Origin of the sequence: Halodesulfovibrio aestuarii DSM 17919 = ATCC 29578 (genome assembly GCF_000384815.1) — a bacterium.
In the GTDB taxonomy this organism is placed as follows: Bacteria; Desulfobacterota; Desulfovibrionia; order Desulfovibrionales; family Desulfovibrionaceae; genus Halodesulfovibrio; species Halodesulfovibrio aestuarii.
This window is the reverse complement of sequence record NZ_ARQF01000020.1, coordinates 319642-341325: the sequence shown is the minus strand read 5'-3', so window position 1 is coordinate 341325 and position 21684 is coordinate 319642. Positions and strand designations below refer to the sequence as shown.

At 47.5% G+C, this 21684-nt stretch carries 18 protein-coding genes and 1 tRNA gene; 16 read left to right on the top strand and 3 right to left on the bottom strand.

The window, feature by feature from the left end:
• Positions 1–92 precede the first annotated feature (92 nt).
• The 7 genes from F461_RS0107580 (at position 93) to F461_RS0107550 (ending at position 10908) form a co-directional block, all read left to right on the top strand.
• The gene (locus F461_RS0107580; RefSeq protein ID WP_020000553.1) at positions 93–509 is read left to right on the top strand and encodes a universal stress protein; all 417 of its coding nucleotides are present in this window, start codon (positions 93–95) and stop codon (positions 507–509) included.
• Between the two features lie 20 nt (positions 510–529).
• Positions 530–1465, top strand: a complete 936-nt coding sequence (locus tag F461_RS0107575; RefSeq protein WP_020000552.1) for a sulfite exporter TauE/SafE family protein — start codon at positions 530–532, stop codon at positions 1463–1465.
• 1 nt (position 1466) lies between these two features.
• Positions 1467–2246, top strand: a complete 780-nt coding sequence (locus tag F461_RS0107570; protein WP_020000551.1) for a TIGR02186 family protein — start codon at positions 1467–1469, stop codon at positions 2244–2246.
• Between the two features lie 12 nt (positions 2247–2258).
• Positions 2259–4880: a PEP/pyruvate-binding domain-containing protein gene (locus F461_RS0107565; RefSeq protein WP_020000550.1), complete on the top strand. Its 2622-nt coding sequence runs from the start codon at positions 2259–2261 to the stop codon at positions 4878–4880.
• Positions 4828–5235: a response regulator gene (locus F461_RS0107560; protein ID WP_020000549.1), complete on the top strand. Its 408-nt coding sequence runs from the start codon at positions 4828–4830 to the stop codon at positions 5233–5235. The genes F461_RS0107565 and F461_RS0107560 overlap by 53 nt, the downstream gene beginning before the upstream one ends.
• Before the next feature lie 64 nt (positions 5236–5299).
• On the top strand, positions 5300–8176 hold the full coding sequence (locus F461_RS18615) for a PEP-utilizing enzyme (protein ID WP_020000548.1): 2877 nt from the start codon (positions 5300–5302) through the stop codon (positions 8174–8176).
• The gene (locus tag F461_RS0107550) at positions 8173–10908 is read left to right on the top strand and encodes a PEP/pyruvate-binding domain-containing protein (RefSeq protein ID WP_020000547.1); all 2736 of its coding nucleotides are present in this window, start codon (positions 8173–8175) and stop codon (positions 10906–10908) included. The genes F461_RS18615 and F461_RS0107550 overlap by 4 nt, the downstream gene beginning before the upstream one ends.
• A gap of 83 nt (positions 10909–10991) precedes the next feature.
• On the opposite strand, the gene F461_RS18610 is transcribed toward F461_RS0107550, so the two are convergent.
• Positions 10992–11831: a metallophosphoesterase gene (locus F461_RS18610; protein ID WP_020000546.1), complete on the bottom strand. Its 840-nt coding sequence runs from the start codon at positions 11829–11831 to the stop codon at positions 10992–10994.
• A 702-nt stretch (positions 11832–12533) separates the two neighbouring features.
• On the opposite strand from F461_RS18610, the gene F461_RS0107535 reads away from it, so the two are divergent.
• The gene (locus tag F461_RS0107535; protein WP_020000544.1) at positions 12534–13694 is read left to right on the top strand and encodes an ImmA/IrrE family metallo-endopeptidase; all 1161 of its coding nucleotides are present in this window, start codon (positions 12534–12536) and stop codon (positions 13692–13694) included.
• Between the two features lie 3 nt (positions 13695–13697).
• Positions 13698–14180 (top strand): DUF4411 family protein, encoded by a 483-nt coding sequence (locus tag F461_RS0107530; RefSeq protein WP_020000543.1) that lies wholly within the window; start codon positions 13698–13700, stop codon positions 14178–14180.
• Between the two features lie 31 nt (positions 14181–14211).
• On the opposite strand, the gene F461_RS0107525 is transcribed toward F461_RS0107530, so the two are convergent.
• On the bottom strand, positions 14212–15021 hold the full coding sequence (locus tag F461_RS0107525; protein WP_211211856.1) for a hypothetical protein: 810 nt from the start codon (positions 15019–15021) through the stop codon (positions 14212–14214).
• 193 nt (positions 15022–15214) lie between these two features.
• Here F461_RS0107525 and F461_RS0107520 point away from each other — a divergent pair, with 193 nt between their 5' ends.
• Positions 15215–15424: a hypothetical protein gene (locus tag F461_RS0107520; RefSeq protein ID WP_143154781.1), complete on the top strand. Its 210-nt coding sequence runs from the start codon at positions 15215–15217 to the stop codon at positions 15422–15424.
• Between the two features lie 118 nt (positions 15425–15542).
• Here the strand turns inward: F461_RS0107520 and F461_RS0107515 are convergent.
• Positions 15543–15619: transfer RNA gene (locus F461_RS0107515), tRNA-Arg, on the bottom strand.
• A gap of 196 nt (positions 15620–15815) precedes the next feature.
• Between F461_RS0107515 and F461_RS17400 the strand changes: the two genes are divergently transcribed.
• The 6 genes from F461_RS17400 to tnpC all read left to right on the top strand — a co-directional run bounded on the left by F461_RS17400 (position 15816) and on the right by tnpC (position 21595).
• Positions 15816–16712, top strand: a complete 897-nt coding sequence (locus tag F461_RS17400) for a tyrosine-type recombinase/integrase (protein WP_020000540.1) — start codon at positions 15816–15818, stop codon at positions 16710–16712.
• A 327-nt stretch (positions 16713–17039) separates the two neighbouring features.
• A complete protein-coding gene (locus F461_RS17395) occupies positions 17040–17426 on the top strand; it encodes a plasmid mobilization protein (RefSeq protein WP_020000539.1) in 387 nt (128 codons plus the stop codon).
• Entirely contained in the window at positions 17423–19168 is a 1746-nt protein-coding gene (traI, locus tag F461_RS18605; protein WP_020000538.1) for a TraI/MobA(P) family conjugative relaxase, read from the top strand. The genes F461_RS17395 and traI overlap by 4 nt, the downstream gene beginning before the upstream one ends.
• 149 nt (positions 19169–19317) lie before the next feature.
• Entirely contained in the window at positions 19318–19626 is a 309-nt protein-coding gene (gene tnpA / locus F461_RS17385) for an IS66 family insertion sequence element accessory protein TnpA (RefSeq protein ID WP_020000537.1), read from the top strand.
• Between the two features lie 35 nt (positions 19627–19661).
• On the top strand, positions 19662–19979 hold the full coding sequence (gene tnpB / locus F461_RS0107490) for an IS66 family insertion sequence element accessory protein TnpB (protein WP_162139291.1): 318 nt from the start codon (positions 19662–19664) through the stop codon (positions 19977–19979).
• A gap of 47 nt (positions 19980–20026) precedes the next feature.
• Positions 20027–21595: an IS66 family transposase gene (gene tnpC, locus F461_RS0107485; RefSeq protein WP_020000535.1), complete on the top strand. Its 1569-nt coding sequence runs from the start codon at positions 20027–20029 to the stop codon at positions 21593–21595.
• The last annotated feature ends 89 nt before the right edge of the window (positions 21596–21684 follow it).

Here is a 21684-nt window from a genome sequence, read left to right as displayed (position 1 = left end):
GCCCATACTCTTATCTGTCTGAATTATTTAAATAAAAAAGTACATCTTATTTCGGCATCTTCATTGCTATGCACTATCCGTAGAGGACTCTCATGGAAAGTATACTTGTCGCAATTGATGGAAAACACGGGGCTTGGGGAGCTCTATCCAGAGCATGTGCACTGGCAAAACGCATGGATGTGAAGCTTAATGTCCTGCTCGTAGTCCCGCCTGTAGAACGTGCGCTTTCGCGTGCGGAACAGCAGGTGGAGGAAGATGTACGTGTACGTCTTGGGCTGAACATCGAAGCGGCAAAGTCAGAAGGTATTTGCATCAACTATTTCTTGGCTGAGGGTAGTTACGATAATGAAGTCATTGAATTCATTAATAATAACAAGATCTCTTTGTTGGTGCATGAAATACCTGAAGAAGATGCGCGATCACCAGAGAGATACTACTCCACGTTGCATTCAATCCGGCATCGGGTTTCGTGCAGAGTGGAGATCTTGGTCCCTAAAAAAGGCGTATAACGAATTGTAGGAGAGGTTATATGAGTCTGGATTTAAATCTATATCTTCCCATAGCGGGCAATAGCGTGAATTGTCTCGCAATTCTTGGGCTTGGCGGCGTGGTTGGTTTGCTTTCCGGCATTTTTGGTGTCGGAGGCGGCTTTTTGATGACACCGCTTCTTATTATGCTTGGCATTCCGCCGACCGTGGCAGCGGCGTCGGACTCCAACCAGATTGTGGGTGCATCCACATCCGGTACTTTTGCTCACTTTAAGCTGGGCAATGTGGATTTTAAAATGGGCATGCTGCTGCTTCTAGGTGGTGTCGGCGGCGGCAGTCTCGGGGTGCAGCTCATCAAGATCCTGCGTCAACTCGGCAATGCCGATTTTCTTATTAGCATCACGTACGTGCTGATGCTCGGGTTTGTTGGCGGTTTCATGTTTTTGGAAAGCCTGCAAGCTATGCGTAAGCCAACAGCTACCAAGGTGGAGGAAGCACCTAAACAGGAATCACGTTATGCGCGGGCGATAGGCGCCTTGCCGTTCCAGATGGACTTTCCGCGTTCCGGAGTACAGTTATCGGTGCTTATGCCGTTGTTACTCGGTGTGCTTGTAGGTGTTCTCGCTGCAATTATGGGTGTGGGCGGCGGATTCATTATGGTGCCGGTTATGGTTTATTTGCTACGTATGCCGATGCATGTAGTTGTTGGTACAAGTCTGTTCCAGATCCTCTTTACCTGCGTGAACGTTACTATCATGCAATCATGGCAAAACCATACTGTAGACTTCGTGCTGGCGCTTTTGCTTCTGCTCGGCTCCTCTATCGGGGCACAGGTTGGTACCAAGGTAGGCAAAAAATTGGGTGGCGAACAGCTTAAGATTTGTCTCGCCTCGTTGGTTCTTGTTGTGATGGTAAAGATGCTGTACGACCTGCTGGCTCGTCCTGACGTGCTGTTGGCATACATGGGAGGTCATTAATATGAAGACTGTTACCTTCTTTCGCCTTGCAATGGCAGCATTCTGTTTGTTTGTCGTGAGTGCTGTTTCCGTGCCTGCACATGCAGAAACAGACATCAGTGCTATAAAGGCTGCTCCAGAATCTATTGCTATGGGGGCACAGTATGACGGTATAGATCTTACCGTTCATGGTACCGTACCGGAAGGCAGTGACGTTGTTTTGCGTTTTACCGGCCCTCCTGCCGACATGCATCTGCGTGAAAAAGGCAAACTTTTCGGTCTGCTTTGGATGAACGTAGGAAAAGTTGCCGTTAAAAACGTCCCTAACGTTTGTCTTGTGGATTCAAGTCGTCCTTTTGACCAGCTCGGGGCTGCTGTTGCTTCCTACCGTCTGGAAGGACTGCGGGATGCCGTTGAAGTGGAAAAGACGACCGAGTTGCCTAAGATAGACGTTGCTCATGAACTGATCCTGTTGAAAGAACAGGACGGTATGTACCATGAGTCCGAAGGTGGTATTGTGTTTGGCAAAGTTGTTGACGGCATGCAGTCGTACACGGCTAAGCTGCATATCCCTTCCGCGCTTTCTCCTGGAAAATACCTTGTGGAGGCCGCAGTCCTTCGTGACGGCATCATAATCGGGAAAAACACAGCTCCTGTAGAGGCTGCTTTGGTAGGTTTCCCGAAATGGCTTAGCTCCATGGCATTTGACAACTCTCTGCTTTATGGCGTGTTGGCAACCATTATTGCTATATTCAGCGGCTTGATCATTGGTATGGTTTTCCAGAGCAAGGGTGCTCACTAACAAGGAATCTTAATGTTACGTAAATTCAAAGACGTTCTCGCCTCCTGGCGATCCAAAAAACGTGTACTTCCGTTCGGAGTGCATTTTAAAAAATTCCAGAGTATTCTGGAAAGGAACAACCGCATCTTGGAACTCATGGCTGACATGGGAGACAAGTCGGGAGGCGAGTACGTCTTTGATCGTCAGTACATATTAGATACGGCGGAGCAGCTTGATGACATGGTGTTCAAGCTGATTTCCGATCTCAGTATTTTGACTCAGAGTAAGAACGTCGAACTCTTTCTGGCCTTTGAGCATATTCGTCAGGCCATTCAGGAAGAATTGGACGGAACACATGCTCCCTCAGGGAAAAGCTACATTCTCCCTTTGCGAGAACTTGGGCATGATCTGAGTGAGCAGGCCGGCGGAAAAATGTCCAACATGGGAGATATCCGAAACCGGCTGGGGCTTTCCACACCGGACGGATTTGTCATCAGCACCCGTGCGTTCTATGACTTTATGCAACAGAACGGCTTACTTGCGTTGGCCAGAGAGGGTATAGAGGCGTGGGACGGGCAGGATGAAGCCGCTCTTGAACAGCTTGCCGACACCATACAAGAGCGTATTATGAGCGCTCCCCTGCCACGCAGCCTGACCTCACAGGTCTTGGCTGCTTTGGATGACTTGGCGCGGGCTCAGGGGATACGGAATATCCGTGTAGCCTTGCGCAGCAGCGCGTGGGGTGAAGATGGCGATGCCAGCTTTGCCGGACAGTATGAAACTGTTCTGAATGTGCCCCGCGGACAGATAATGGATGCCTACCGTAAAGTTATAGCTAGTACATACTCCTATAAAGCTTGGAAATATCGCCTAGTAAAAGGCTTTCATGAACATGAAATAGCTATGGCGGTGGGGTGCCAGTTGATGGTGGAAAGTGTGGTCGGTGGCGTGTTGCATACATATGCCCCGCACGTTGCTGATGGTGTCATGGTAGCCAACGCCGTATGGGGACTTTGTTCTCCCGTTGTTGATGGTGATGCTCCCTCGGACACTCTTGTGCTGGACAGGGCAGCTCCGTATTCTTTGCGATCTTTGTCCATAGCAGATAAGCAAAGGCGACTTGTGCTTGCACCGGGAGGCGGTACGGAATGGAAGGATATTCCAGAAGGGTTACATTTGGTCCCAAGCCTTACGCTTGAGCAGTTAGAGCATCTGGCACAGGCCGCCATGAGTATAGAACGGTACTACAAACGTCCGCAGGATATTGAATGGGGCTATGATGCTAGCGGGGCGTTGCAGATTCTGCAGTCGCGCCCTCTACGTTTTTGGGCCGCTCCGTTGAACTCTGAGCCGCAACTTGAGGACGTGACCCGCAACGCTGAGATTGTTTTTTCCGGTAAAGGAGTAGTGGCACAGCGCGGTGTGGCAGTAGGTAAAGTTTTTCTGGTCGATCACAACACTGATCTGACAACATTCCCGTACGGGGCTATTCTGGTGTCCCGATACACTTCGCCACGTTTTTCGCGTGTGATGCACAAGGCGCAGGGGATCATCACCGATGTGGGATCGCCAACGGGGCATATGGCTACCATTGCCCGTGAATACAGGGTTCCAACTGTCGTCAATACTGAGGTAGCCACATCCTTGCTTCGCTCGGGTGATGAAATCACTCTCGATGCTACACAGAATGTGGCGTATCGTGGCAGCATCTGCGCTTTGGATCGCTTTACACTGACAGAAGAAGATGTGTTTGAAGACTCTTATGAATATCGTCTATTACGAAGAGTTATTAAGCATACCAGTCCATTGAACTTGCTCGACCCGCATGCGGAAAACTTTAAACCTTCCGCTTGCCGTACATACCACGATATTACCCGTTATATTCATGAAAAGGCCGTTGAGTACCTCATTCGACTCAGCGAGCGGCAGGAAGTGCAGCATCTTTCCGCCCCTAAGAGGTTGGAAACAAAGTATCCTTTGGGGCTTATGCTTATTGATGCGGGAGAGGGAACCACTTGCCGGCCTGAGGTTCGTACTGCTACTCCAGAGCAAATTGCTTCTATCCCTCTACAGGAATTTCTTAAGGGTATGGAATGCGCAGACATGTGGTGCATGGATCCTGTTTCAGTGAATCTGGGCAGCTTTATGTCCAGCTTCACGCGTACGTTTCCTACATTGCTTGCCAGTCCGGACGAGGTGGGGCGCAATCTCGCGGTGGTGTTGAAGCACTATATGAACATCAACATGCGGTTGGGGTATCATTTTAACATCATCGATGCCTATATTTCTGATATCATAAATGATAACTACATTTATTTCCGGTTTCTGGGCGGTGTTACCGAATTCGTCCGCCGCTCCCGAAGGGCGCAGTTTATTGCAACGGTTCTGGAGCATTTCGATTTTCGGGTAGAGGTACATGGGGACCTTGTGGTAGGCAGGTTGAAGAAGCTGTCATGTGAGCGGATGTCTTTACGCATGCGAATGCTAGGCAGCTTGGTAGGTTATACCAGACAGCTTGATGCACGGATGCATACCGATAAGGATATTCAGGAGCATGCAGAAGCATTCATAACGGCCATGAAGCATTTTTTAGGAGCCAGATATGACGGAAGAGAGCAACGGAAACGGCAAGCGTTTTCGAATACTGATTCTTGATGATGAACCCATCGTTTGTAAACGCCTCAAACCCGCGTTTCAGAAGCAGGGCTATGAAGTGGAAACCTTCACCGAAAGCGCTTCAGCTTTGGCTCGACTCAAAGATACTGCATTCGATATAATTATCACCGATTTAAAGATGGAAGGTGCGGACGGCATGCAAGTACTTTCCGCAGCTAAAGCTGTTGCACCGGAAACTCGTGTGATTATCATAACTGGTTTTGCTACATTGGAAACTGCCAAGGAGTCGTACCGTAAGGGTGCATTTGACTTTGTGGCCAAGCCGTTCAAGTTGGGTGATATTCTGGATTGCGTGCGAAAAATTGAGCAGGAGCTTCGGGGCGAAACACAATAACAGCAACTAGCTGGACTGATGGTGCGGAAATGGATTTCCAAACTTCCATGTACAGGAGCGATCTATGTGGTGGCAGCGCTTTCTTGAACGAATACGATGCAAGCAGGATACGGCAGAGCCGGATATCGCTTTCTGGCGTTTGCAATCCATGTTTAATAATTTTCGCCGTATTCTGGAGTTGAATAACAAGATTCTGGAAACTGTTGCCAACATGGATCGGGCCCTTGGTGGCGAATATATTTTTGACCGTGCTTTTCTCGAACAGTCGGTTCGGCGTGTGGCTTCAGATGTACACCATGTGGTCTACAGCCTGAATGCCCTGACCGGTAATGCGTATGTGCCATTATATGATCGGTATCAGGACATCCGTACCATACTGGACGACATTTTGGCTGGTGATGTACGCGCACTGGCCGGAGCCCCTGTGTTGCCTTTGCAGAAGGTGGGATGGGAACTGGAGCCCTTGGCGGGAATAGACGCTGTTTGTCTTGCTGAGTTGCATAATCATACAGGGCTTCCCGTTGCCGGAGGCTGTGTGCTGACCACCGAAGGTGTGGACATTCTGCTGAAGTTAACGAAGAACAGGTGTTCTGTTATTTCTTCTGACGAAAACCTCTCCCAACGATATCTGCATGGAATACAGTCTGTACACAGCATGACTGAGCCTTTAGGAAACAGCGATAAAGACAGGGACGCAGATGCAGATCAGTTGAGGGAACAACTGGCAGAGCACATTGCCGAACTTTTGCAGGCGAATTCAAAATCGGATCAGGAGTTTTCTGGTCTGCGTGTTGTAATCTCCAGAGTGAATGCACTGGTGGATGACGATGCGTGGGCTGACGAGGATAGTGATTGTCGTGCCGTCCTGCGCCTGCAGCAACACAAAGATGGTGGACTGAGCGTTGTTGTTGAAGACGGAGCACCTGATTTGCGTGGCGAATCAGGAAGTGAAATCCCCCCCGACCAACTGGCAATTTCCCGATTGCTTGCTTTGCGCACTGACACTGCCGCGCCTGAGTCTTATGTTGTTCTGCTTGAATCTATTCTACACAATATTCTTGAGTTCTCTTCGTGGGGGGATACTAAAGCCCCTCGTTTATCTGTCCTGTTAGTGCGGTCAAAAATGACAACAGCACGCGGTTCCGTGACAAGCCGTATTGGCTGTGAAAATCCACACAATGCTTTGGCATGGCAGGATGCGTTGTCTATCACCGCGATTCATTCGGGCGATACGGCATCGGACGGGGCAAACGGGCAGACAGCCACGGCTGACTGCTACCTGTTGCAACGCACCTACCCTTTTATTCCCATACAGTCAGAGATTGCTGCGCGGCAACCGGGTTTTCGGTTTCCTGATGGCAAGCGCGCCACTTCCGTAATGGAGGGGGGCAGCTTCCGTGGCTCTGCTTTGTTGCGTAGACAGGATATGCAGGCTCTCGCTGAAACTGCCATGACTATGGAGCGTATGCTGGGGCTTCCTGTTTCGTTGGACTGGGAATTTGATGCCAGCGGTAGATGCCGTATTTTACGGGCTACTCCCTACCGTCCGTCTGCTCAGGAAGACTCGTCCGAAGCACAGACACAGTTAGCTGATGCTCTTGCAGAAGAGTTGCATAACGCCACTATATTGGCTCGCGGTGGCCATATGGTGCAATCCGGTGTAGTCGCAGGCAGGGCGGTGCATGTAGCTGAGAACATGCGCACGGAAGATTTTCCTGTCGGAGCCATTGCTGTGGCGCAGGTGGCCTCGCCTCGCCTGACGCCCATCCTTCAGCGGGCATCAGCTATCATATGCGAAAACGGTACCGTTGCAGGGCATCTTGCCACTGTTGCCCGAGAATTACGGTTGCCTACTGTGTTCGGGATTGCGGATGTCATGGAACGCATTCCGGAAGGTTCTGAAATTACATTAGACGCAGGGGAAACGACTCTGTATGCAGGTGTGCTTCCTTTTCTGCTACAATTTTCAATGGCCGGAGATGATCTGTATCCGACCTCTCCTGAGTACCATACTCTGCGCAGGCTGCTGAGGTTTATTTCCCCCCTTCATCTTGTGAATCCGGAATCCCCTGATTTTGCCCCTTCGGGGTGCCGTACCTTTCATGACCTGATTCATTATTGCCATGAAAAATCCGTGGAAGAACTTGCCTACTTTCAGGAACGCAGGCCGGGACTTGGTGCCATCCGCACCCGCAGTATGCAGTTAAGTCGGCCTATGGATCTGCGCGTGCTGGATATCGCAGGTGGACTTGCATCTGATGCCTCAACTCGTCCGGTACCTGAGGATGTTCGTTCTCTTCCGTTCTCAGCTTTTCTGGACGGCTTTTTGCGCAAAGAAGGGTGGGATCTCTCGCCTGTTTCACTCGGCATTCGCGATGTCATTTCCAGCATGCCGCATAGTATGACTATGCTTTCTTCTTCAGGTAACACTTTGGGCGAGAATTTAGCCATTGTTTCAAAAGATTACGTGAATATAAGTCTGCGTCTTGGGTACCACTTTAGCGTGGTAGATGCCTATCTAGGGCCGGATACACACCGCAATCATGTATATTTCCGTTTTGCTGGAGGACTCGCTGACCCCGAACGGCGTAAACGCAGGGCACGACTTATCCGCTCTGTGCTGGAGGATATGGGATTTAAGGTTGTACGTAAGGGGGATCTGGTAGTGGGCAGCCTTAAAGGGGAAGACATGCAGGCCATGCGTTCAGCTTTATTTGTGTTGGGCGGACTGACTGCTTTTTCACGGCAACGGGATACAGGCCTCCATAGTGATGCGGACATGCATGCTTTATATGATGCCTTCCAACGACTGTTTTTGTGCCATTACGACCGGTTTTCCCCGGCATATGACATGATAGCGAGAATGGATGCATGTGCGAATGCCATGGCTGATACGGTTGCGGATGAGACAACGGGAGCAGAAGGAGCGATGGTACAATGAGTGTCTTTTCAGAAATACGTACCGCTATAGCTAACCGTCAGCGGCGGCGCGAACAGCTGGCATTGCATGAACTGAAGGCACGCTACCATGCGTTTCGTATCTTCTTGGAAAATAATGGTCGCGCTCTTGAACTGCTTGTTGAGGCGGATACCGCCATGAACCATGGTGAATACGAAGTCCTGCAGACTACAACCGACAGGCTGCTGTCCGTTACAGGGGAGCTTGTGGACGGTCTGAACCTGCTTTCCGGCGAAGCTTATACAAATTTATTTGTGTTGCACGGCACGATGGGAGAAAGAATTCAGGAGGCTCTGCGTACTCTCACCACGCAAGCAGCAACGCCGCGTTGCTGCATCGCCTTGGATTCGCTGGAACCTTCGCTGTATCCCCTTGCCGGTAACAAGGCGGCCAACCTTGCGCAACTGCAGCGCATACATTTGCCGGTTCCGGACGGATTTGTTTGTACCACACGTTGCTGTAGAGATTTTTTGGCGGATAACGATCTTGTGTCGAGTATCCGTAATCTGATGCGCGAGGTGGAGCAGGGGGATTTGGAGATTTCTGCAGCAGCGCAGCTAATACGCGAATCCATATTTAAGGCTTCCTTGCCGCAAGTTTTCATGCAGGAATTGCGAGACGCATACACTGCTCTGGGAAAGACAGGCAACTCCAAGGAAGGGGGCAACGGACGTTTTGCTATTTCTGTCCGAAGCAGCGGTGTAGCGGAAGACAGGCCTGATCATTCCTTTGCAGGGCAGTTCACTTCTGTATTGAATGTTACTACGTTTGATGCTTTGTGTGATGCGTACAAAGAGGTTATTGCCAGCGGGTTCAGCGCACGGGCTATTGCCTACCGTATTAATGCAGGGTTGTCTCCGGTCGACTTCGATTTGGCCGTGCTGTGCCAACGCATGGTGGATGCGCAGTGCGCAGGGGTAATGATGACTCGTGACCCCGCCCGTCCTGATAGCAACAGACTGCTCATTAGCGCGGCTCCGGGACTGGGAACACTGGCGGTAGGGGGACTCGCTCCCGTTGATATATACTATCCATGGCGTTCGGACAGCGATGGAGTCTCCACTGCACACCAGAAAGAACCACGGTTGCGCTTGATGGATGGTGCAGAGATCGCTCGAAAGACTATCCGTGAGGTCTCCGCTCAGGCAGGAGGGGTGACGACGGAGGCTGTGCCGGAATCGGAATCGGACGCACCACTTCTTTCCGTGGATACATTGCAGCGATTGGTTAACTATGGTGAAATGATTGAGAATATTGAGGGTGTAGCACAGGACGTGGAGTGGGCCGTTACCCATGATGGCACGATCCAGTTGTTGCAAGCTCGACCTTTGCGGCTCACCACCCGCTCAGGGCACTCACTTCCTGCGCCTAGCAGCGCCGAGCCGCTGGTCACAGGTATCTGCGCTTCATCAGGCAAAGCTGTCGGCAGGGCATATCTTGTCCGTAATGTTGATGAGTTGCAGGGGGCGGAAATGACGCAAGACATAGAGCCTCGTATTCTTGTACTGCCGCAGGCGTTGGTCGATGCGGCCCGCAGTCTGCATTCGTATGCCGGTGTCATTATTGATTCTGGAAACCCTACGGATCATCTTTCTTGCATTGCCCGTGAATATGGTATTCCCCTTGTTACGTCAGTACGTAACGGCTGCGAGGTGTTGCAAACCGGCCAATGGATTGTGCTGGATGCAGATAACGGGCTGGTACAGCCAGCCTCCGAGCATCTTTGGAATTCCTTTGCACAAAATGTCTCCGGCGCATCTGGTGCTGGTAAATCTGCTGCCCAAATTGTTGCCCCCTCTCTGGAAACGTCATCGTCTTCTATAAAAATAATAGGGATGCCAGAGGCCCGTAAGGCGTTATGGGAACTGTTGGTTCCTTTGAATCTGACCGAGGCATACGGCCCCACGTTTTCGTGGCAGGAGTGCCGTTCTGTGCATGATCTTGTGCGTTATACGCACGAATTGGCTGTGCTTGCCATGTTCGATGCCGGTGATTCCGTTATGGAGGAGGCCGGCGGGCTGTTGCGTCCGCTTGATTTGGGCATCCCCTTTCATTTTCTTGTCATTGATCTGGGCGGGGCTACCCGTCGGCATGAGGCATCTGCATGTGGATCGTTTCTGAAACGCGCTATCCGGAATCCTTTGTGCAAAGATGACGTACTGTCCGTACCTCTTGTTGCTCTGTGTGAAGGTCTGCTTACTCCTGAATTGAACTGGCACTCCAAACCGGATGCCGAGGCTTTCTCCGGCATTGTTTCCCGCACTATGCTTGACGGGCGAGGGGTGCGACCCGCCGGCTCGTTTAACTATGCTCTGGCGGCACGTGACTATCTAAATCTTAATGCCCGCGTTGAGTTTCATTTTGCTATGCTGGATGCGGTTTGCGGCGGCGATGCACAGGCTAATTATATCCGTTTCCGTTTCAAGGGTGGTGGTGCCGGTCTCGTACGAGGTCATAGGCGTGCAGTCTTTCTCAAACTGGTGTTGGAAGGACACGGATTTGTTACCAGCGTCATCGGAGACCTCATCACGGCTTCACTGACCGGGGCATCCCGAAGTGTTGTCCGCGAGCAGCTTGTTATGTTGGGACGGTTGCTAGGCTTCAGCCGTTTTCTGGATGGTAATATGACCGATGATGATGCGCCTAAGAAACTTGCCGAAAGTTTTCTGAAAGGGCACTTCGACTCCCGTGATCTCGAGGAGGGCGTAGCATAGTTGCGCGTTGTTGAACGGAGCATGCTGGGGATTGTTTTTTGGGGGCGGAGAGGCTCTTGGGTTGCGAATTACCTAAGGAAACATCAGGCGTGATGAAACCGCATCGCAGGTAATTCAAGTGCCGTCAGCATATTTCCGTAAACAGAGCCGGTGTCCACACATATCCTGTCCGGCATGACGAGCGGCATCTCAAACGATACATGGGCGAATACAACAAGGCGCTCTTGTTTGTATGGAGTTGTGACTGTTACGCCTCCTGCGTCAGACGCGTTGAAAGCGCATATTGTGGATGATCCGGAATTTGATGCACCTGCAGAGGCAGGCTCACCGTTTTCTTGCTCTGTTTTGCTGGTAATGTTTTGGCGTGATTCGTCTTTAACGTACTCCCGTATCAAGCGTCTGTTTGAAAGCGCTTTGTCCACCAGCACAGCCCTATGCGGATTGGAAATCTCCGAGGCGGTCATGGAGGCTGCAATATCAGCTTCCTCTGTGTCTGCATGAACAAAGAGATAGGGATCACAGGAATATGAAAGAACAAGTGACTGCAAAAATTTTCTGTGAGATTCCGGCATGAAGGAGAGTCCCTGTAGCTCCCGCACGGTTGCGTCGTAACTGGCGAGCGTTGTTTCTATCCCCATTTTTCGTAGGGTGCGTAAAATTTCTACATCCGGATGCGAGGCATATTCCAGCAGCAGGTGCTCGTGGTTTCCCATCAAAAATACGGTATGCGCGTATTGTTTTTTTACTTCAATAAGTGTTTCCAGCACAGCGCGCGTGTCTTCTCCACGGTTTATGTAATCTCCCATAAATACGAGCTGGTCGGTGTCGGGCCGTACAGGAAGACGCCTCAACAGGCGCGTTAGAGCGTCGTTGTCCCCATGTATGTCACCAATGGCGAATATGCTTTTATCTGAGTGCTGCATGGGGCTTTTTTAGCATTTTTAGTGAGTGAAATCCATGCAAGTGTGTTCAGATATTTCGGTCATAGAATAAGCGTCATGAAAGTTGATACCAATTCTATCTGCTTAAATCATAAGCAGCCTGTCAGGTTGGGCTGCTTTGCATTTTATCCTGCAAAGGGGTGGCAACTCCGTTGCCCCTCAGTTCCTTCTGTAAAAGAAACTGATAAGCCTACGAAGGGACATGCTGGGAACACATGGAATGAACGAGCTGATAAGCTTGCCGTTCAGGCGAGTTGTGGATCTTTTAAAGGATATTGGAGCTACGGCGGTGTGTCTTATCCTGTAGGTAATAAAAAGCTCTTAGCCTTGGAGGCTAAGAGCTTATATCTTTAATGGCGGAGAGGGAGGGAAGCCCATTGGATCACCCATGCCGTCCGAAATCAAGAAGCGTTAACCCATTGTTTTACAACAGGAATCACTCGAATAAACTGACGCTTCGTTGCAAGTGATTGTTGGCAATGTGCCCCATCAATCACCCAAAAGCAAGTAATCTCTATTTATTGGGGATATCCATTCTTTGATCAATAATCTTTTAAAAAAAGACACAACATGCTATTGTTATGCGTATTTTTTTTATTCGTAAGTAATAGACAGATTAAACAATGTGTGATCAAAATCTGAAAAACAACGCCACTAACCAAATATGGCTAACGAGATTTTAACATGGCAGAAGCACATATCAATCACAAAATGCTCAATTGGGCAATTCAGCGTGCCTCTATTGATTTAGAGATTCTTTCTGCACAAACAAAATTCAAGTTAGATAAGCTTGAGCAATGGGAGAAAGGTGAAACAAAACCAACCTTCAACCAAGCTCAAACTCTTGCACAAAAACTTAGAATTCCTTTTGGCTACCTGTTTCTCACCACTCCGCCAGAAATGGATCCCGCAGTTCCAGATCTTCGCACGATTGGAAGCCATGTAACCACAAAGTTAAGTCTCAACCTAAGAGAACTCCTCATGAGCCTCCTCATGAAACAAGATTGGTACCGAGACTATGTTCAAGAGCATACTGGTGAACCAATTAAATACATTGGGCGTTTTAACAGCAATACCCCAGCTTCTGTTATAGCGAACGACATAACAAAGACATTAGAGCTTTCCATTGAAGACAGAAAGATTGCAAAAAGCTGGGAGGCTTACTTTACGTTGTTAATCCAAAAGATTGAATCTCTTGGAATTCTCGTAATGCGAAGTGGTGTTGTTGGCAGCAACAATCAAAAAATATTAGATATTGATGAATTTAGAGGTATTGCTCTCTTCGATCCCTACGCGCCACTTATCTTCATTAATGGTCGGGACGCAAAAGCAGCTCAAACATTTACCCTCATTCATGAACTCGTACACCTCTGGATAGGTCAGAGTGGAATTTCTGACCCTGCAATTGAGCGCCCTGCTACTTCTCATTCTAAAAAAACAGAGCAATTATGTAACGAGGTTGCTGCTGAAGTTTTAGTTCCCCGAAACTATCTCATTGCTAAGTGGAGCAAGCATCTGACTGTCTCTGATAACGCAGAAAATTTAGCACCATTTTTCAGAGTTAGCTCTGTTGTTATCGCCAGAAGAGCCTACAGCTGCCAATTAATTCCATGGAAGGCATATAGTGACTACTATGCAATGCAATCTGTTAAATGGAATAACAAGAAAAACTCCTCTGGGGGAAACTACTATAACACCCTACCAGCCAAAAACAGCAAAACCTTTACTTCTGCTGTAATTAGTTCTGCCAGAGCTAATAACATCTTACTTCGTGATGCTGGAAAGTTGCTCAACATAAAACCTGCCAAAATTAAAAAATTGGCTACTGAGATGGGAGCACGGTAAGCAATGTATCTGTTAGACGCTAACGTCTTTATTCAAGCTAAAAACTTGCATTATCGTTTCCCAACTTTTCCATGTTTTTGGAGCTGGTTAGACGAGTGTAATACCAATGGACAACTTGCAAGCATCAACTTCATAAAACAAGAACTTGCAAATGGTAACGATACGTTGGCAAGTTGGGCAAAGGCAGCTTCCTCTAATTGGTTTCTGCAAGAAAGCGACATACAAACGCAGCAGAATTTTTCTAGCATTGCGCACTGGGTAATCACTCACCAACAATTTCACCAAACAGCAAAGAACGAATTCCTATCGTGTGGCGACCCATGGTTAATTGCAAAAGCAAAATCAATTAATGCAACCATCGTCACACACGAAAAATCAGTCCCTCAAAGCAAGAAAAAAATATTTATTCCAGACGTATGCATCCAATATGGAGTGCAATACATAGATACATTTGACCTTCTTGAGACGCTCAACGCTCAATTCTAAGCAATAATTCAATATTGCAGTATGGTCAGCGCTAAGCTGAATTCATTTCATCAGAATCAATTTGTGGCGCAACATCCGTCATAGCATAGTGCACAAATTGTTTTCCCAATGCAGTTAGCACATATAACTTTTCGTAATCAAAAGCAGAAGTTAATGTTGACAATTTAGTACGCTTCCTTGCTGTTTGCTTAATATAGTTTCCCGCATAATCTACCGGTCGATGTTGTCTTGCCACATGCCCAGTGGACAAGTCATGAAAAAGTAGCTTGAATAAATCTGCTTCTGCTGAATCCTCTCTCACTCCTCCAGTGCCCACCAAATTCCATATTTCACCACGAGAGATCCCTTCCGAATGTTTATATATGACGGCAATAACCGTGAAGTGCATTTCAGAGTACTTAGAAATCCAATCTAAAAACAATCGAACAACATCATCAGATGCAAGCCGAGTAGCAGCAGCATTCGAAAGTATATTTCGTACATATTCCCTTTTTTGCTCGCTCTCTGTGCCCCCCCATTCTCTAAACGCTTTCCGCAGCAGTGACTTATACTCATCGCTTGAAATTCTTTTCTTAATTTCCTCGTCATGTAAATCCAGACGCATCGCAATTTCCACAATTGTTCTTTGCTTTTCTTGCAATTCGTCTTCAATCATCTCTTTCCACTGTTTCAAAAAATCAAACCACTCTTGCTGCTCACGCTCTCCCCACCCGCTAGCAGCTGCTGCTAATAGCCCACCAGCAAAAGGAATTGCTCCGCTCAAACCTTGCAAGGCAGATCGAGCGTGTTTGTTAAAGTTATTATGCTTAGGAACATCTGGATAATTTTTACTATCACTCACGATAACCTCCATACTTCATTTCACTTTCCTCATATCAATAGATTAAAAGTAATAACGTTATTATCTGGATGTTTTTTTTAACTATACCCTATTGACCCTAGTTCAAAAGGGGCTATTAGGGGTGGAAACGGAATTATGAACCTATCTTAGGGTGATGGGGCTAAATCCTAATGAATCAACCTGCGGGCTTATCATGAAGACACTTGCTCACTGCCGCGTTTTAAGTACTGGACAAGATACGAACACGCAGGTTGATGAAATCAAACAGCACTATCCAGAAGCGACTATATTCGAAGAGAATCTGTTTTACCTTGCTCTTGCTGGTAGATTGGATGTGGGTATTATCGGGGAGCAGAGAAAGAAAAAGGTGGGAAGAATACCTGTGCAATGGTGGTTAGAATAAGCTGGTGTTTCTGTACCTTAAAAGTAAAGAGTGTGACACACTGTTGCCCCCAAGTACTTTCAGAAGATAAAAGAAAACCCCGACAGTTATGTAACTGTCGGGGTTTTCTAAGGAAATATGGTGCGCCAGGAAGGATTCGAACCCTCGGCCAACGGCTTAGAAGGCCGTTGCTCTATCCAACTGAGCTACTGGCGCGCGTTGAGAGACGTTGTCTATCGAATACGCGAACAATGGTCAAGTCAAATATGTAATTATTTGACACGTTGGAGCGCTTCATTTTTTAAAGATAAGTCCTCACTCCGTGAAGGCTTACTATGGTTAAAACGAATGCAGAAGTCATAATTATTGTTTACCCATTAATCAATGAAAAAATGAATAATGGGGAAATGTTATGAGCAACACACTGAAACATGCTTGGGATCTTTACGCAGAACTCAAGCTACCATCAATTCGAAATGCCAAAAATGACAAAAGAAATTGGCAAATGCATATTGAACCTTATATGGCGCATATGCAACTTTTTGAAATAAAAAACATTCATATTATGCAATTGCGGGTTCTCATTGAAGCAAAAAAATTGAGTCCGCAAACAGTAAAGCATGTACTTGGCCTGTTAAGGCGAGTGTTAAAAAAAGCGATTCAATGGGATCTATATGATGGCCCTCTTCCTTTTTTTGAGATGCCTCAAGTTCAGAATGAACGTACGAGATTTCTAAGTAAGAAAGAAGCAAATCTACTGCTTTATGACTTACAGCAACGATCTCCATTGTGGCACGATATTTCTGTATTTGCATTAAGTACAGGATTGCGTGCCGGTGAGATTTTTAGTTTAAAGCCAGAGCACATTAATCTTGCTACAGAGCACGTCCATGTCGTCGGAGGAAAATCCAAAGACCGGAATGTTGCTCTGAATCCTACTGCATTGATTATCGCAAAAAAATATTCTTCAAAAGTGAACTGCAAAGACAAATATCTATTCACAACTATTTTTGGAAATAAAATCCCAATGGCTGGAAAACCATTCAAAAGTGCCGTCAAAGCGTGTGGTTTAAATGAAGGAGTAACGGATCGGCGCAATAAAGTTGTGTTTCATTCCTTGCGTCACACCTTTGCCTCATGGTTAGTTCTTGAAGGATATCCCATAGCTGTTGTCAGTCATTTGTTAGGGCATAGTGATATCAAAATGACTATGCGCTATGCTCATTTGTCTCCCGAACAAGGAAGAAAGGCTGTAACTTCTTTAAACAATTATATTGTTAATGTTAATAGGTCAACTGTATTTTTCTAATTATTATAGGTTTATATCACGTAAAAAAGCATAGCAGAGTGTTGTCAAAGTGTAGCAGACAGTAAAAGAGTGTAGAATGCAAACATCTTGTTATAAAAAAGATAATGTTGTGTTAATCCTTTTGATCGGAGTCCGAAGGCAGGACAGGTAAACTACCCCCACTTTTCAAGTGGGGGAGTTTACTGCCTGCCACCGTAAAGGTGGAGAAGAACTTATTCGCCTATCGGCTCAACGTACAAAAAAAGAGGACTCATTTCTGAGTCGATTCACTCTATGCAGCTCACTACACGCTGCCCATCTCACACTGTCTCCGACCGGAGAATATTCATGAATAAAAAGCCATCAGAAAAAGTTAGAAAAGTTCGTATCGAATCCTACATTACAAGGGCCGAGCACGAGAAAGTAGTTGCGCTAGCAAAGCAATGCGGGATCTCTATTTCAGAGCTTCTGCGTCGTCTTGCGTTGGGGCATGAGCTTAACTCCAAAGTGGATAAGGAGGCTTTTTTAGATCTACTGAAGGTAAATGCTGATCTTGGTCGTCTTGGAGGCTTATTTAAGTTGGCATTAACAGAGAATGCCAGAAAGGTGACAAGTCACAGAAAGGTGCGAAGGATCCTGCATGAAATAGAAGATCGGCAAGAAGAATTAAGGCAGCTGATCCGTTCGACTGAACAGGCCGTGCTTAATCGAAGTTCAAAAGGCTCTGCCTCATGATTTCCAAGAAACAGCCTTCTCCATCTCCCAAGAACGATAATTACGCGCGTCTGGCAAACTATATTGCTGATGCCTCACATAAGGGTGAAAAATGCATGGCGGTATGGAGTGCCGGCTGCATGGCCGGAGATGACTTCCAGCTAGGCATATCAGAAGTTCTGGCCACTCAGGCGTGTAATGAGCGCACCAAGAAAGAAAAGACCTACCACCTAATTGTTTCCCTCCGCCCTGAAGACCAGGACAAACTTACCGAACAAGATTTCAAAGATATTGAGCAGCATTTTGCTGAGGTGCTTGGCTTTGAAGAGCACCAGCGTCATTGCGGTGTGCACACCAATACCAACAATCTCCATATGCATGTTGCCTATAATATGATTCACCCAAAGAAGAGAACGAGACATGAGCCGTATCGCGATTATTGGAAGCGAGATGAATTGTGTCGTGAACTTGAGCAGAAGTATAAGCTTGAGCTTGATCCTGGTCGGAAGCAGCGCCGTGAGTTTTACCAGTACGTATCTGGTAGAAATAAGGAGTTGGTACCCGCAGTCGGGAACGCAAAATCATGGGAAGATGTACATGGAGCGATGGCAGCGTATGGCCTTCAGGTTTCGTGTAAGAAAGAGATTTCAATTATCCCATTTGATCGTTCAGGATTGGCCTACCGCTTGAAAGGTTACGAACTTCATACCTCATTTAGCAAGGAGGTCTTAGAGGCTCGCCTTGGCTCATTTCAGGATAAAAAAGGGTTTTATCCAACTATGGATTCGTTTGCTCCAAGCGAAAAGAGAGAGGTGGCTCTGAAGAACGAAAAGGCTGAGGCTCTGGAGGCATACACTGGTCAGGAAAGTTTTGACGGATATTTGAAGCGCAATGAAAAGATCATCAATAGGGCTCGTGAGTCATCATCTTCCTGGCAAGAGTTTCAAGCTGTTTTACAGGACGAACTGAACATCACAATTAAAGAGCGCGGCAGAGGGGCTGTGATCGCAGATCTTACCGTTAGGGGCAAGAATCAGCCTCATGCAAAACTTAGCAGCCTTGGACAAGGATATTCACGGGCTAAGCTTGAAGCTGAGTTCGGCACGCTTAAAAAACTTGAAGAGGGGAGACGGGCCAAGCCGAAACGTCAGTACAGCAGCAAGCCTCTTCATCGTGATCCGGAGCGTGGTGACCTGTATCAGAAATATAAAGTCGGCATTGAAAGGCGTAAGCGCTTGTTCAAAGAACAAAAGGAGCGAAGGGAACAAGAGACCCGAGAGCAGAAGCTTAAATGGAAGATTAAGATCAAGAAATATCGAATTGATAGCACCTTGAGCTGGAAAGAAAAGCGATACTTGGTCAATGCGGCCAAGGCCGAACAACTACGCCATGAAGAGCTGCTGAAGAAAAAGTACGCAGGGCAGCGTACGAAGATCAAAGAAGAAATTCCATACGGCAACTGGAACGACTTCCTCCGTCAACAGGCCGAAGCTGGTAACACGGTAGCGCTGTCCGTGCTTCAGTCATCAAAGACGAAAGAGAAGAAGGCCTATAAAGAACGCCCTGTGGTGAAGTTGTTGGAAGGTATGACCTACACCGTCGATAATGAGGGGAATATTACTTACAAGCTTAAAGATGGTGGGGTGGTACGGGATACTCGAAAAGAGATTATTGCGAGCAAGGATAATGAAGCAAGAGAATTTGCTGAGAAGTTGAAACTTAGGCGGTTTGGGAAAAATAAGTCGCAAGGGAAAGGAAGGTAGCCCATGCTAGTTGTTAAGAAAGAAGTCGAGTTGATTTATGTTCGTTATCACAAGCAAGGTTATGACAATAAATGTAACCGTCCAAACAACCCCATCTTCCAACATATCCCATTCATGTCATAATCCTCTTTTATCTAAGGAGGATTTGTATGACGAGAAAACAGCGTTGTTGGAAAAAACATATTGCAGATTGGCAAAACAGCGGACTGTCACAGGCGGCGTATTGTCGGGGGCATGATATTTCGAGCAAGGCCTTCGGGTATTACAAGCGAAAGCTTGCCTCAGCTTCTGAACTGCAAGAAATTGTTGCGGTTCCGAATATCGCGATGCCGCCAGCATCGCTTAATGCTGGCGGCATCGCGATAAAATTGTATGTTTGTGACAATCTGATGCTCAATATCGAGCCGGGGTTCTGCCAGCAGACTTTAAGACGCATTCTTGACGTAATCGGTGCCTGATGCTGCCCATCGATTCAAAAACACAGGTGTTCATTGTGCTAGGTGCCACAGATATGCGTAAGGCTGTGAACGGGTTGTCCATGCTGGTTGCTGACCATCTTGATCTTGATATCTTCACAGGCAATTTCTTTGTGTTCTGCAATCGTTCGCGAACAATCATCAAAATTCTTTACTGGGAACGCAATGGTTTCTGTCTCTGGCAGAAGCGTCTTGAAAAACATCGCTTCGCATGGCCTGAACAGGCAGAAGAGGTTCTTGAATTTAGCCAGCGAGAACTCCGGTGGCTGCTGGACGGACTTACCCCGGGGCAACTAAAAGCACATCCAGATCTGTACTTTGAAAAATTATTTTAAGCCTTGTTTTACGGGACTTTGGGCAAGTTTTGGTGTATGTTTATCACATGAATATATCAGCTTTGCCACATGACCCAGAAGAGTTGAAGCAACTTGTTGTTTCATTTCAAACACGTTTGGCAGAGCAAAATTCTCTCATCGAAATACTTCAAGAACAGGTTCGCCTTCTCAAGGCCATGCAGTTCACAAAATCCAGTGAGCAGCAGAAGAAACCTGCCAAAGACGAAGACCAGTACTGCCTGTTTGATGAAGCAGAGTTCGCTGCCTCCGACGACAAGCCTGCTGAACCTGAGCAGATTGAAGTCCCTTCCCACACCCGTGCAAAACGTGGACGCAAGCCGATCCCTGCGAATATTCCGCGAGTTGATATCGTCCATGACATCCCGGAAGAAAAAAAGACATGCCCGTGCGGTTGCACGTTGACGAGAATTGGAGAGGAAATCAGCGAAAAACTGGATATTATCCCGCAAAAGATACAAGTCATCCGACATATCAGACCTAAGTATGCCTGCAAGGAGTGCGAGGGGGCAACCTCAGAAGGTTTATCCCCCACAGTGAAGATCGCCCCGATGCCGCCACAGCTTTTCAAACAAGGGATCGCGACACCGGGGCTGCTTGCATACATCCTCGTCAACAAGTTTTGCGACGGGCTTCCGTTCTACCGGCAGACTTCAATGTTCGCACGGCTGGGCATTGATATTCCACGCTCAACCATGTCGAACTGGGCGATGCTGGCAGCGAAAGCATGCGCGCCGCTACAGGATGCTATGTATGCACGGCTTCATCAAAGCGATATCATTAATATGGATGAAACGACGGTGCAGGTTCTGGACGAACATGACCGGAAGAACACGTCAAAGTCGTATATGTGGGTCTGCCGTGGTGGCAGCTCTGATACGCCCGTGGTGCTGTTCCGCTATTCGCCGAGCCGTGCTGGTGAAGTAGCAACGCAGATGTTGGGCGATTTTAAAGGATATCTGCAAGTTGACGGATATGTAGGCTATAACGCACTTGGTGAGAATGACCATATCACACGAGTGGGATGTCTCGCGCATGTGCGCCGTAAGTTCATGGATGTTTTGAAGGCAGGTTCTAACAAGAAAAAAGGCGTTGCATCACGTGCTGTTGCGCTGATTAAAGACATTTACAAACTGGAGTCTGCCGCCCAAAAGAAAAAGTTTTCCTCAGATGCTATACAAGCGTTGCGTGAAGAAAAAGTGACTCTATTATTGGCGAAACTAAAAGAGCTTTGCACTGATGCGGTGTTGCGCACGCCTCCTAAAAGTTTGCTCGGCATTGCCATCAGCTACACCATGAAGCAGCTTCCGTATGTTGAGAATTACGTAAAAGATCCCCGCCTCGCACCCGACAACAACATCGCAGAAAATGCTATACGCCCTTTCGCCGTAGGCCGAAAGAACTGGCTGTTCTCCGGCTCGCCAGCTGGTGCCCATGCCAGCGCCTTCCTCTACAGCCTTGTTGAATCTGCAAAGGCTGCCGATCTAAATCCATACGAATATTTACTCCATGTTTTCGAAAAGATGCCTAACGCTACAACACCTGATGATATTGAAAAGCTACTTCCTGTTCGGGGAATGCTGCTTACAACGGAATAGTTAACTAGCGGAAGGTGGGGCTGTCTGGACGCTTACATATCTTCATTCCTCAGTACTTAGTTGTCGAGTAGTCTTTGCTGTGGCGTCAA

Bases quoted from the DNA above. Each gene is read 5' to 3' on its own strand.
- F461_RS0107580 (WP_020000553.1), top strand. From the start codon at position 93: ATGGAAAGTATACTTGTCGCAATTGATGGAAAACACGGGGCTTGGGGA.
- F461_RS0107575 (WP_020000552.1), top strand. From the start codon at position 530: ATGAGTCTGGATTTAAATCTATATCTTCCCATAGCGGGCAATAGCGTG.
- F461_RS0107570 (WP_020000551.1), top strand. From the start codon at position 1,467: ATGAAGACTGTTACCTTCTTTCGCCTTGCAATGGCAGCATTCTGTTTG.
- F461_RS0107565 (WP_020000550.1), top strand. From the start codon at position 2,259: ATGTTACGTAAATTCAAAGACGTTCTCGCCTCCTGGCGATCCAAAAAA.
- F461_RS0107560 (WP_020000549.1), top strand. From the start codon at position 4,828: ATGACGGAAGAGAGCAACGGAAACGGCAAGCGTTTTCGAATACTGATT.
- F461_RS18615 (WP_020000548.1), top strand. From the start codon at position 5,300: ATGTGGTGGCAGCGCTTTCTTGAACGAATACGATGCAAGCAGGATACG.
- F461_RS0107550 (WP_020000547.1), top strand. From the start codon at position 8,173: ATGAGTGTCTTTTCAGAAATACGTACCGCTATAGCTAACCGTCAGCGG.
- F461_RS18610 (WP_020000546.1), bottom strand. From the start codon at position 11,831: ATGCAGCACTCAGATAAAAGCATATTCGCCATTGGTGACATACATGGG.
- F461_RS0107535 (WP_020000544.1), top strand. From the start codon at position 12,534: ATGGCAGAAGCACATATCAATCACAAAATGCTCAATTGGGCAATTCAG.
- F461_RS0107530 (WP_020000543.1), top strand. From the start codon at position 13,698: ATGTATCTGTTAGACGCTAACGTCTTTATTCAAGCTAAAAACTTGCAT.
- F461_RS0107520 (WP_143154781.1), top strand. From the start codon at position 15,215: ATGAAGACACTTGCTCACTGCCGCGTTTTAAGTACTGGACAAGATACG.
- F461_RS17400 (WP_020000540.1), top strand. From the start codon at position 15,816: ATGAGCAACACACTGAAACATGCTTGGGATCTTTACGCAGAACTCAAG.
- F461_RS17395 (WP_020000539.1), top strand. From the start codon at position 17,040: ATGAATAAAAAGCCATCAGAAAAAGTTAGAAAAGTTCGTATCGAATCC.
- traI (WP_020000538.1), top strand. From the start codon at position 17,423: ATGATTTCCAAGAAACAGCCTTCTCCATCTCCCAAGAACGATAATTAC.
- tnpA (WP_020000537.1), top strand. From the start codon at position 19,318: ATGACGAGAAAACAGCGTTGTTGGAAAAAACATATTGCAGATTGGCAA.
- tnpC (WP_020000535.1), top strand. From the start codon at position 20,027: ATGAATATATCAGCTTTGCCACATGACCCAGAAGAGTTGAAGCAACTT.